Origin of the sequence: Dyadobacter sp. SG02 (assembly GCF_900109045.1) — a bacterium.
Taxonomy (GTDB): Bacteria; Bacteroidota; Bacteroidia; order Cytophagales; family Spirosomataceae; genus Dyadobacter.
Window position 1 is genome coordinate 205315 of record NZ_FNYL01000009.1, and the last position, 12374, is coordinate 217688.

Sequence of the window (12374 nt, forward strand, 5' to 3'; positions counted from 1 at the left end):
TTAATGGTTTCCTAAGCGCTTATGGCCAAGTTACCCGGGCGTGCCGAAGGGTTGACTGTTGAAATAATGACCCCTGAAAGCACGCATATGCAGGCGATCGCGAGGAAAATGTAGGCCGAGTTGCCGGTAATGTCGATCAGCTTACCGAACAGGGGTTCACCCAAAGCGGCAAACAGGTAACCTGTCATATTCATCAGTCCGATACCCGTACCGGTGCGCTCGTTACCGAGCATTTCAGGGCACAATGTCCAGAAGTTGGCCTGCGGGCCGTACACAAAAAAGCCTGCAAGCAGCATCACGATCGATTGCAGCGCCATGTTACCCGCCGGTGCAAAATAGATCACCAGCGCGATGGCGGCACTGGCCAGCATTCCGACGCGGATCGAAGCGATCCTGTTGCGCTGGAAAAGCCCGTCCGAAAGACTCCCAAACGACACCGCACCTGCCGCCATGCCTACCGGCAAGAGAAATGTTACCCAAAGGTTGTGCGGGTTGTCCTTCCAGTTTGTCCCCAGATAATGCACCGGCACCCAGAAAATAAAGCCGTACCTGGCCATACTTTCGAAAGCAAACGCAAGGGTAACCAGCAGGAAGCTCCTGTTCCTCAGCACCATCCGGTACCGGTCCTGCCATGTTCTGCTATCCCTGCCGGTACTGGCCGCCGCGTCCGCTTCGTCGGGATTGGGGAAGCCCAGATCGGAAGGTTTGTCTTTAATGAGCACCAGAAAGAGGGTGGCGGTAATCAAAAGCAACAGAACCGGCAGGCGAAAAAGCATACGCCATTCGAGGTCCTGATGCAGGATCACAATGGAAAGCAGGTAGGTCACAACGGACGACAAGCCTGCCGCCATCGTATAGAAACCAAACGCCTTACCTTTTTCCTCCTTACCCCACCAGTTGGAAATAATCTTCCCCCCGGGCGCCCAGGCCATCGATTGAAAAAAGCCGTTCAATGCCCAAAGTACCATCACCATTTCAAGGCTTTCGGCAAAACTGATCGCGATATTGGCACCAATTGACAGATAAGCCCCCAATGGGACCATCAGGCGGGCACTGAAACGGTCCGCAAGGTTTCCGTTGACAAGCTGACCAACGGCATAACCCACGAGCATGGCAAAGCTGATCCACCCGATAGTTGCGAAAGGCACATCGAATTCGGTCGCCATCCCTTGTGCTGCCCAGCCGAAATTGTGCCGGCCCGTATAGAAAAACAGGTAGCACGCCATCGTCAGCAGCAGCATTTTCCATTGTTGTCGCCTGAATGGCTTGTTCATGTCTACCCGTTTTAGCTCCCAATGCGAATACCTACGCGCAAAGGTTTATGTTCAACTGCATATTCAAAAGCTTGCTGGGCGTTTTCCAGCTCAAATTCCTTGCCAACCACCGTTTCAAACGGAAACACATTATGGTTACGGCCCATGAATTCCACGGCATTGGTGAAATCCTCATAGTTGTAATTGTGTAGTCCCTTGATAGTGACCAGACGGCGTACAACCTGTTCCGCGTCTATTTTTACCTTTCTCGAAGCGAAAACGGCGCCCACCCAAACGGCCGTGCCGCCGATCCCCAGTGCGGCAATGCCTGCCTCCATGGCATCCGGCGCCCCGCTCATGTCAAAAACGATATCGACCCCGGATGGCTTGCGTGCGGCATTGCCATGACCAGCCTGGTCTTCGGCCAGCGAATAGGCCACATCGGCTCCGAAGCCACGTGACTGCGCCAATCGCTTTTCATTGATGTCGGCAGTATATATTTGAGTTGCCCCTTTATCCTTGCACATGGCGGCGCAAACCATTCCCAAAAGTCCCAGGCCTGTGATGAGCACGCGCTTACCGCGGACCTCACCCGCCAACCTGAGCGCGCCTGCCACAGTCGCCACCGCACAGTTGATAGTCGCCGCTATATTCAATGGAACACCGGCGGGAATTTTCAACACGATCGTGTTTCTTCTTAAAATGCAATACTCTGCCAACCCGCCATGAAAACTGTCTATTTCAGTAACCTGCGTATGTCCGTATTTAAACAGACCAGCCGCTTTTTGCGGCATCCCCCGCCGGGCCTCGTCCGACTCCGGATCTGACGAAAATATACTCCATGTAACGATATCTCCGGGTACCAGCGGCGCACCTGAGTAATCCAAACCGGTATGCCCTTTCCCAACAGCCACCACCCGGCCCACGATTTCGTGGCCAAGAATGGTAGGCGTTTGCTCGGTCCGCAACCCGCAAAAGGTATGAAGGTCACTTCCGCAAAGGGTTGTGTACAGATTTTTTATTAAAACCTCTCCCTCACCGATTGCCGGCAATTCCATTGCCTGAAGTTGCAGATCTTCTCCCGCTCCCGTAAAGACTAAAAGGCTTCCCATATCCATAATTCCAGCTGGTGTCTTTTCTAACTGCATAGCAAAAATGCCAAACAATTGTTTATTTATACTAAACTAATGTTTAAGAATTTGTTAATTTTTGTTTTCTCGTCGTTGGTTTCGTGATAACTACGCCGAAGCTAAGCAGGTTCGATCACCGACTCAACGGCGACGATCTCCCACAGTTCATTCAGGTTGCTGATGATGTATTCCGGAGAAACGGTTTTAAGCTCTTCCAAACTATGCGCGCCTGTCGTTATACCGACATTGATACGACATCCGGCATTTCGTCCTTCCAGAACATCTACCGTCGAATCCCCTACCTTCATCACGGAAGCCGGATCGGTGATCCCGAAATGTTGCATCGCGAGAAGTATCATATCAGGTTCGGGGCGGTTCCTGGTTACCTCGGAGGCTGTAACCAGCAGGTCGTAGTCCACCCCCTGCCGCCACCCGATTTTCAGGATGAGCGCTTCGGCCGTTGCGCGGTTATAGCCCGTGTTCAAAACGACAATCACATTGTTTTCACGTAATTTCCGAAAAACCGCCGACGCATTTGGCTGTTCGAAAATTGCCTGCGAACGATATGCGTCGTCGAGCATTGAGAGAAAATTCACGTAGATCTCCCTGGCCAACGGTTCGTTGATGATGTTTTGCAGCGACATTACACTGCGTATTGCCTCCAATTTTTCCTTACCAGCGCCGACTTGTAAAACCTGGTCGAGCGTGAAACTTAAACCTGCGTCGTTGATAGCGGCCAAGAGCGTCTTGTATACAACATTATTCTCGTCCACCGTCGTGCCGGCCATGTCGAAAACTATCATTTTTATCATAGCGTATACGATTTGTTTAATTATGCTGAGCGTAAATTTAAGATCTCAGTACCGAACAAATATCATCGATTTTGTTTATAAATACTAAACATTTGTTAATAAATTATTTTAACTTCTACTTGGTCGCGTATGGGACTTACACTACACACATTTGCGTCCTACCAGCTCAGCGGTTGACACCGAAAACGACAAAGAGGTGAGCTATCAAGCATCACCTCTTCATTTGTAGCCCGCGGCAGACCTTAGCCCGGGCAATGATCCTATTTTTCAATACCTAAATCACCTTCTCCATTTCCGACTGGAAAGGCTGATTATAGAACCGCCTACCCTTATTCTTATACAATGCATTAGCCACCGCGCCGAATACGGGTGGGAACGGCGGCTCGCCTAATCCCGTCGGGTCTATATCATTTTGGACAAAATGGACTTCGATCTTTTTGGGCGCCTCGTTGTGACGGATAATGCGGTAATTGTTGAAATTGGTTTGTTGAACCACGCCGTCCTTGTGCGTGAGAGCGCCGTAAAATGCATTACCGATGCCATCCACCACGGCTCCCTGCACCATATTGGTGGCCGCGTCCGGGTTTATGACGATGCCGCAATCCATCGCGCTGAATACCCGCTCCACATAAGGTTGCCCGTCGCGGGTGACCATGTCCACCACGTGGGCCGCATAGGAATTGTGGCAGAAATAAGCAGCCACTCCCCTATTGTATTTTTCGTTACCCGGCTTGCCCCAGCCGGATTTGTCGCGCACCAGTTCCAGCACACCGGCGTATCGGTCGGCGTCGTATTCATTGTTTTTACCAACTGGTTTTTCCTTGGCCCTTTTTAAAAGCGCTAACCTGAACTCGATCGGATCTTTGCCTGCGGCTTCGGCTACTTCATCGAGAAACGATTGCTCTGCCGCGGCATTGAAATTTGAACGGGGTGCCCTAAACGCGCCGATCGTGATATTGGAAGCGATTTGCCAGCCTTCGGCCAGGTAGTTATCTACTGCCCCGGCGGGAAAACGATTGGCATGAACCGGGTGTTCGGGTATCCCCCCGCCTTTCACATGAAAAGCAATCAGGTTTTTGTCCGCATCCAATGCCGCGCGGTAAGTGGCGGTGTACATCGGGCGGTAAATGCCGTAGGTCATATCGTCCTCGCGCGTGTACATGAGCTTGACGGGCGCTTTGACTTTTCTGGAAATCAGGGCTGCTTCCGAGAGATAATGCCCGTAAGCCCTGCGGCCGAATCCTCCGCCCATGCGGGTCATCTGTATTTCAATTTTTTCGGGAGGCAGGTTGAGCAGCTTCGCAAGCGTAGGCTCCGTCCAGCCGGGGGCTTGTAAAGGTCCTACAAGTAATGCTTTTTCGTCGGTCACATGGGCGAAGAAGTTCATAGGCTCCATGCAGTTGTGGGCCAGGAACGGCGCATTGTACGTGCGTTCGATCACCTGCGCGGCATTTTTGAAAGCCGTTTCAGGGTCCCCGTCCTTTCTCAACTGCTGGGCAGGTTTTTGGGCATACTCCTGCATTTGCTGCATTTGGGTAGTCGTACTTTCGAGCGCTCCCGGAACGATCACCTCTCTTTTACCATTCCTTCCGCCCATCGTGTCTTTCACATCCCCGGCAGGCTCCCAGTTTGCTACCAGCTTTTTACGCGCATTCATTACTTCCCACGTGGTATTACCCACCACAACGAGCAGGTCGTTAAAGCTACGCGTGTCAAAACCCGCCTGTTCAAATCCATCCTCATACAATTTCAGACTGAAAACATCCTTGATACCCGGCATTTTAAGCGTTTCCGCCGCATCGAACGATTTCAATTTCATTCCAAATGCGGGCGGGTGCTGGATCATCGCGATCAGCATGCCGTCCACGTGGTAATCCAGTCCGAATAGCGGTTTGCCGGTTACGATCTTTTGCCCTTCTACATTTTTCTTCGCCTTTCTGACAATCGTAAAATCCTTCGGCGCTTTCAGCTCCAAGTCTTTCGGCACTGGCAATGTTGCCGCTTTGCTGGCCATATCGCCGTATTTGGCTGTTTTTTCGCTCGAATGCGACAACACGCCTGCTTTGGCGGTTACTTCGCCGGCTGGTACATTCCAGGTCTGGGCCGCAGCTTCGCGCAACATTTGCCTTGCCGCCGCACCGGCTTGCCTCAGCGGCTTCCAGTACATCCGCACCGAATTGCTCCCGCCTGTGAACTGTGCGCCCAGTTTAGCATTGTCATGCGGCCCCATTTCGACGGTAATGTTTTTCCAATCCACATCCAGCTCCTCGGCCACGATCATGGGCAGGGAAGTCATTACATTTTGGCCGAATTCCGGGTTGGGACAAATGAGTTTGACCTTATTGTCGGGTGTGATGTGAATGTAGCCATTCAGCTGCGCCCATTGCTCCGGCAGGTTCAGCGCCTCGGATTTGTCGGCCGACTTAAAACCGGATAACCAGCTCACAGTCATCAACATCCCTCCGCCGGACAGCAGCGAGGCTTTCAGGAACGAGCGCCTGTTTAATGCAGTTTTATCGTTGTTCATGGTGAGGTTCTTGTTTAAGGTTCAGGATCACTACTTTTTGGCCGCTGACTTCACGGCCTCCTTAATACGCAGGTAAGTGCCGCACCGGCAGATATTCCCGCTCATTTGCGCCTCGATTTCTTCGTCTGTGGGTTTCGGATTGTTTTTCAGCAGGGACGCCGCCTGCATGATCTGCCCCGCCTGGCAGTAGCCGCATTGGGCCACATCGTGTTCCAGCCACGCTTTCTGCACGGGATGGTCACCCTTTTCCGACAGTCCTTCGATGGTGGTAACCGCCTGCTTGCCGACGACCGAAACGGGCAGCTGGCACGAACGGATCGCATTACCTTCCAGATGGACCGTACACGCGCCGCATTGCGCAATACCGCAACCATACTTGGTACCGGTCATATTCAGATGGTCGCGCAGCACCCAGAGCAACGGCGTCGCCGGATCGACATTCACCTGCCGGACTTTACCGTTAATTTTAAGATTATATGTAGCCATGGTGGTTGTATTTTCGGTTTAGAAAGACGTTTGATTCGTCACTTCGTGAAACCGGAAACGCACCGGCAGAAGTGCAGCCTGCGAAGTTCCTGTTTTTCTCTGGAACAGGCCGTATACAAATTCCTGATTCTTCTACCAATATTCCTGATCTGCGATAGAAATAGACCGCAGGGCTCTAATGTGAGGTAAGCATTGATAAGCACGCGAGTGGGCTGGAAGGCTTCACCTACCAGACAAACATCCCAATTTGGATATTTGTAGTCGTTGCGGGAATCACTATTTCTATTACTGTCTTTACGATTAGCCTGCAAGGAGTTAGAGCTGCAATAGCCCTTTTACTTCGTTTCCTTCGACTCCAAATATTCCTCGCGCGCGACTTTTACCACGGCATCGAGTTGCGCCATGAACAAGTCCGCGTCCCTTTTCGTGTGTATTACCGTTGAAAGCGAATCGGGCTTGGCAGGTCTTTGCTTGGCCGTTTTTGGCGCTACCGACTTTTGGGCAAGATCTTGTAAATGAGCTAATTTCTCCCGGATTTTATCTTCCATAGCTTCAAGATAGTGATTATAGTTGATTTTCTTAATAGCTAGAACCTTATCGGTTCAGGTGAACAACATAATAGCGATAAAGCTCGTGGCGGGATCTGGAATACTAGCGTGGAGTACAAAACAGCCCGATCCTTGTGTTTGAGCCTTATTTGATCGTCAATTTCTCCATCTTCCATCAGTGGTCCCATTGCCAGATTGCAGACTCCGGCTAGAAGTGGATCTGGATGCGGCATGATTTCAACGCGCATCACTCTGACGGTTCCGTCCGTTTGCGGGGACAAAAACTCCATTTTTGTGTATTCACGGTGAAGGAAGGCATTTAACAATTCGTAGGTTTTCCCTAGATCTATTTTAACCATAGTGCGTGTATCAAAAAGAACCGACCTTACTACTGACACTTTGTAAAAAAGGCTAGTTAATTTGATGCGTACCGAAATCTTTTCCACAATAATATCTTCCTGCGGCACAACCGTAATTGCTAAGTCGGGTTTCGCTTTTATCTATCGCTTTTCGAGGATTCTTGGCTGTTTTACCCAAAAATCCCCCAATCTCAATTCCCAACCCGCTTCTGCAACGCCTCGGGATACCGCTCCCCCTGCACCGTAATCTCCGCCGCTGCCTCTTCAATCTCACGCAAATCCTCCGCACTCAGCTCAATCGCAGCCCCGCCCAGGTTTTCTTCCAACCTATGCAATTTAGTAGTACCAGGAATCGGCACAATCCACGGCTTTTGCGCCAGCAGCCACGCCAATGCAATCTGCGCGGGGGTGGCCGGCATCCCGGTGGCGCCCTTTTGCTCTGCAATTCGATTGAGCAATTCCACCATAACCTGATTACCCTTCCGCGCCTCGGCGGTAAAGCGTGGGACTACATTGCGGAAGTCCGATTTGTCGAAGGTGGTGTTTTCGTCGATTTTACCGGTTAGAAACCCTTTGCCGAGCGGGCTGAATGGGACGAAACCGATTCCCAGTTCTTCGAGCGTCGGTATGATTTCCTTTTCCGGTTGTCTCCACCATAATGAGTATTCGCTTTGAAGCGCCGCAACGGGTTGTTCGGCGTGCGCCCGGCGAATGGTTTGCGCACCGGCTTCTGATAATCCGAAATGCTTTACTTTCCCAGACTGAATTAAGTCTTTTACAGTTCCGGCAACATCTTCAATCGGGACATTGGGGTCGACGCGGTGTTGGTATAACAGGTCGATGCGATCCGTTCTGAGCCTTTTCAGGGATGCTTCCACAAATGCTTTGATGGTTTCGGGCTTGCTATCGAGCCCGGCTTTCGAGTCGCCGCCTTCGAAACCGAATTTGGTGGCGATCACCACCTGATCGCGAAACGGTTCCAGGGCTTCTCCCAATAATTCTTCGTTGGTAAATGGGCCGTATGCTTCTGCCGTATCAAAAAATGTGACGCCTTTGTCAAACGCTACTCTTATCAATGCAATCGCAGCCGTTTTATCAGCGGCAGGGCCGTAGCCGAAGCTCAGTCCCATGCAACCCAGGCCTAAGGCCGAAACTTCCAGACCGCTATTTCCTAATTGTCTTTTTTCCATTTTGCTTCATTAAACAGTCGCCAAACTAAACGGCAGCCTCCTGATCCTCTTTCCTGTTAAATCGAAAATCGCATTCGTCAAAGCTGGTGCAAAGGCTGGCAGTCCCGGTTCGCCCACGCCGCCTGCATCCGCGTCGTTTTCCATAATGTGTATTTCAATAGGCGGGATGTCGGTAATGCGGGGCATTTGGTAGGTGCTGAAATTGCTATCGACCGCCATGCCGTCTTTGAACTTCACTTCATGAATGGTGGCCGCGCCCAGTCCCATTACCACCGATCCTTCGACCTGCGCACGGACCGTATCCGGGTTGACATACCAGCCACAATCCATCACCACCCACACCTGGTCAATTTTTACGCCGCCATTCGGAGCTTTGGACACTTTTACCACATGACCTACCGTGCTGGCGAAACATTCGGTGATCGCCGTGCCAAAACCTTCGCCTTTCTTCCGGTTTTTCCAGCCGGATACTTCTTCCATTTTGTCGATCAGCTTGTGCAAACGCTCTTCTTTCAAATGCGCGCGCCTGAATTCCAACGGGTCTTTGCCAGCTTCCAAAGCCAGCTCATCCAGGAAACTTTCGTAAGCAAAACCATTCGTAGAAGCGTAAACCGACCGCCACCACATCGTCGGGATCGGTGTTTCAAATGGAATATCCATGATCGCCAGGTTTTTGATCGAATCCATATACGGTTTCAAAAAGCCTTCCGACGCGCTTCCGTTGGGCACATCTTTCTTGCCGCCACGCCAATGCGCATTATTCTGCCCGGCCATTTTTACTTTAAATGCATCAATTGCGCCATTACTGACGACGCCCTCGCACCGATAGGTAATGCCCGGGCGAAAGGGCCCCTGTGTGGCATCATCCTCCCGCGTCCATACAACCTGAACAGGCGCCTTAATTTCCTTTGAAATCACGGAAGCCTCGTGCGGATAATCCATAAAAGCCTTCCGGCCAAAGCCCCCGCCCAGAAATGTCATATTCAGGATCACTTTTTCCTTGGGAATCGACATTTCCTTGCTGATGTAGTCCTGCACCCATTCCGGCGCCTGGATGGGCCCCCAGATTTCCAGCTTGTCGTCCTGGTAATGGGCCACGCAATTCAGCGGCTCCATGGCGGCATGGTACTGGTAGGGCGTCTCGTAAGTAACATCTATTTTCTTAGCCGCTTTCGCGATGATCTCCGAAGGCTCGCCTTGTTTTTTAAATGCCAACCCCTCCTGCGTTTGTAATGCTTCGCGCTGGCGTTTGTAAATTTCTTCTGTATCTAAATGCTCAAAACCTGTATCGTCCCATTCTACTTTCAATGCTTTTTTGCCCTGAATAGCCGCCCAGGTAGAATCCGCAACGACGGCTACGCCTTCACGATAGGTATTAAAAACACCCATTTTTACTTTAAAAACATGCTTTACACCCGGTATTTGCCTGGTTTTAGTGTCGTCGAAGCTTTTTACTTTTCCGCGCAACCGGGGATTCCTTTCAACCGCCGCGTACATCATACCCGGGATTTCTTTGTCCAATCCGAAAATTGCGCTTCCGTTGGTTTTCAACGGTGTATCCAACCGGCGCAGCGGCTTGCCGATCAGCTTGTAGTCGGAGCGTTTTTTCAAGATGACCTCTTTCGGCGGTTCCAGTTTGGACGCCGCATCGACCAGTTCGCCGTAATGGAACCGTTTCCCGGATGGCTTATGAATCACATTCCCACCCTCCGCATAACATTCCGCTTTATCGACGCCCCATTTCGCAGCGGCTGCCTGAATCAGCATTTCGCGGGCTGTGGCACTCAGTTTCAACAGATTTTTATACGAACCCCGAACCGTGGAGCTGCCCCCTGTGACCTGATTTCCGTACTTCTTATTATCGCCCTGGGCAAAAACAACATTGATTTCATTCAAATTCACTTCCAATTCTTCGGCCACAATTTGCGGAACGGCCTGGTAAGATCCCTGGCCCATTTCCGCCCGGTGATCGAAAATCGTCACCTTGCCCGATGTATCGATATGCACCCAGGAGTTCATTTCCACCCCAAAGTTTTGGGCTTCGGCAGCATTGACGATCTTCGCGGATTTGGCATTACCCGGCCAGTAAAAGCCCAATGAGAGCACGGCCCCGGTCATGCCGGATGTTTTGAGAAAATTCCTTCTGGATAATGTCTGGTTGTCCATGGTGGATTTAGTTTGAAGTTTTCTTTGGAGCGTATGCACCTTTGTTGAGCCAAGTCAACCATGCCTTTTTAAATTCAGCGTGACTTACCGGTGGCAGCATCCGTCCTTCTCCCGGATTCCAGCCTGCGAGCACCAATCCATCGTCGGCGTGCTCGATTAGCTTTTTGATATCCTTGTTGCCGTTCTTTTTCTTGTCAACCAGCTGTTTGGCAAGCTCGTGGGCGCTTTTTCCCTGAAAAACCATTTTCATATCCGCAGGCGGCAAATGCCAATCCGGGTTGCCCGGAGGCGTATGCAGGCCGGGTGTATTGGTTTCCTGATGGCAGTTGGCGCATTTCATAGCGTAAACACCTTTGCCATCATGGCCGCGTTTTGGTCCCATAACGTGCAAATGACTATCGTCGCCCTGCAACGGCACGTCACCCGCCGGATGGCAGTTCATACAGCGCGGGCTCATCAGTACTTTATAAACCGTAGCAAATGCTTTCACCGATTCAACACTGTCACGGTTGATCGCGCTCAATGTAGTTTCCTTCACCGCCACCTCGTCCTTGCGGAATGCGGACGCTCCTACGGCGATAATGAATACCAATATCGACAGAACAGTAGCTGTCTTGACCGAAAAGAGATCACCCTTCCCGGCTTGTGAATGTCGCTTCATAACGTAAGATTAAGGTGACCGGATTAGCCCTGTGAAGTTTTCTTCTGCATTTCGGCAGCCAGATGTATCGCCTTGCGAATGCGCAGGTACGTACCGCACCGGCAGATGTTACCGGCCATGGCGTCGTCGATATCCTGGTCGGTGGGGTCGGGTTTTTCGCGCAGTAACACGGCAGCGGACATGATTTGCCCTGAATGGCAATAGCCGCATTGCGGCACATCGATTTCCTGCCATGCCTTTTGCACCGGATGGTTGTTTGTTGCCGATAAACCTTCAATCGTAACCACCTGCTTCCCGACCGCGCGGCTTACCTTGGTCACGCACGAACGCACCGCTTCCCCGTTCAAATGGACTACACAAGCGCCGCATTGGGCCACGCCGCAACCGTATTTGGTACCTTTCAGGCCAGCGAGATCGCGGATCGCCCACAAAAGCGGCATCTGCGGATCGGCTTCCAGCGGGTACTCCTTGTTGTTGATATTTAATGTGATTTTCGCCATGGTGAGTTAGTTTTGTTATCTTCCTGCACTACTTGCTCTTTCTAAAATTAGCTTGCCAGCGTTAGCCTCGCTTTGGCCAATTTTAATTTCGATAATCGAAAACAACTGTGTAAGCTGCTTTTTGTTAAAACCAAGGTTCAAACAAATGCCGATATGCCCCGCCAACTGAGATTCCACTCCTCCCAATGTGGTCAAAGCTGCAACTGTTACCAGCTCCCGCTGTCTGTGGTCAAGCACGCCACGGGTAAACAGGTCGTTGAAAAGGTGTTCTTTTAAAAGCGTATCAATAGCGGGCACAAATGCGGCATAACCCGTTTTCGGACCAGTTTCAGCCCTGCCGGTCAGTGATTCCAAAACCTTTTTCCCGGTTTCATATTTGTTGACATCCGTTACTTTCGAAGGCTGCGTGCCTTCTGCATCGGCAATGCCTTTTGCCTTACGTGCATCGAGGACGGCATTGAACGTGTTGATCCCGTTCAGACTTCTTGGGAAACCGCAGTAAGCCGATAAATGCACCAGCTCTTCCTTGATTTCATTGATGGTGAGACCGGCGGTAAGTCCTTCGTCCAATGCTTGTTTCAAACCCATTAAATCTCCTTTTGCGGTAAATGCGGAGATGGTTATGATGCTTTTTTGCTTTGTATCGAGCGTGTCGCTATCTACATTCTTCTTGCCAGCCATTGCCTCGTTGACTACCAGTAATGAAATAATGGTCAGGATGTTATACAGCTTCATAGCAAGT

11 protein-coding genes are annotated in these 12374 nt (G+C 51.0%); all 11 read right to left on the bottom strand.

Translation table 11 applies throughout. The features are described 5' to 3' along the window. Positions 1–11: 11 nt before the first annotated feature. Positions 12–1274, bottom strand: coding sequence for an MFS transporter (locus BMW93_RS21635; protein WP_090381205.1), 1263 nt, complete (start codon positions 1272–1274; stop codon positions 12–14). 11 nt (positions 1275–1285) lie between these two features. Beyond that, the gene (locus tag BMW93_RS21640; RefSeq protein WP_229240663.1) at positions 1286–2365 is read right to left on the bottom strand and encodes a zinc-binding dehydrogenase; all 1080 of its coding nucleotides are present in this window, start codon (positions 2363–2365) and stop codon (positions 1286–1288) included. A 137-nt stretch (positions 2366–2502) separates the two neighbouring features. Then, positions 2503–3195, bottom strand: a complete 693-nt coding sequence (locus BMW93_RS21645; RefSeq protein WP_229240665.1) for an HAD family hydrolase — start codon at positions 3193–3195, stop codon at positions 2503–2505. 274 nt (positions 3196–3469) lie between these two features. Then, positions 3470–5722 carry a xanthine dehydrogenase family protein molybdopterin-binding subunit gene (locus BMW93_RS21650; protein ID WP_090381210.1) on the bottom strand — a complete coding sequence of 751 codons (2253 nt, stop codon included), beginning with the start codon at positions 5720–5722 and terminating at the stop codon, positions 3470–3472. Between the two features lie 30 nt (positions 5723–5752). Next, entirely contained in the window at positions 5753–6208 is a 456-nt protein-coding gene (locus tag BMW93_RS21655; RefSeq protein ID WP_090381213.1) for a (2Fe-2S)-binding protein, read from the bottom strand. Positions 6209–6543: 335 nt separating this feature from the next. After that, a complete protein-coding gene (locus BMW93_RS21660; protein WP_090381216.1) occupies positions 6544–6756 on the bottom strand; it encodes a hypothetical protein in 213 nt (70 codons plus the stop codon). Between the two features lie 550 nt (positions 6757–7306). Then, on the bottom strand, positions 7307–8305 hold the full coding sequence (locus BMW93_RS21670; RefSeq protein ID WP_090381220.1) for an aldo/keto reductase: 999 nt from the start codon (positions 8303–8305) through the stop codon (positions 7307–7309). Between the two features lie 9 nt (positions 8306–8314). Then, positions 8315–10471, bottom strand: a complete 2157-nt coding sequence (locus BMW93_RS21675) for a molybdopterin cofactor-binding domain-containing protein (protein ID WP_090381223.1) — start codon at positions 10469–10471, stop codon at positions 8315–8317. Between the two features lie 7 nt (positions 10472–10478). Continuing rightward, positions 10479–11132, bottom strand: coding sequence for a hypothetical protein (locus BMW93_RS21680; RefSeq protein WP_090381225.1), 654 nt, complete (start codon positions 11130–11132; stop codon positions 10479–10481). 23 nt (positions 11133–11155) lie between these two features. Beyond that, entirely contained in the window at positions 11156–11632 is a 477-nt protein-coding gene (locus BMW93_RS21685) for a (2Fe-2S)-binding protein (RefSeq protein ID WP_090381228.1), read from the bottom strand. A gap of 15 nt (positions 11633–11647) precedes the next feature. After that, a complete protein-coding gene (locus BMW93_RS21690) occupies positions 11648–12367 on the bottom strand; it encodes a carboxymuconolactone decarboxylase family protein (protein WP_090381230.1) in 720 nt (239 codons plus the stop codon). Between the last annotated feature and the right edge of the window lie 7 nt (positions 12368–12374).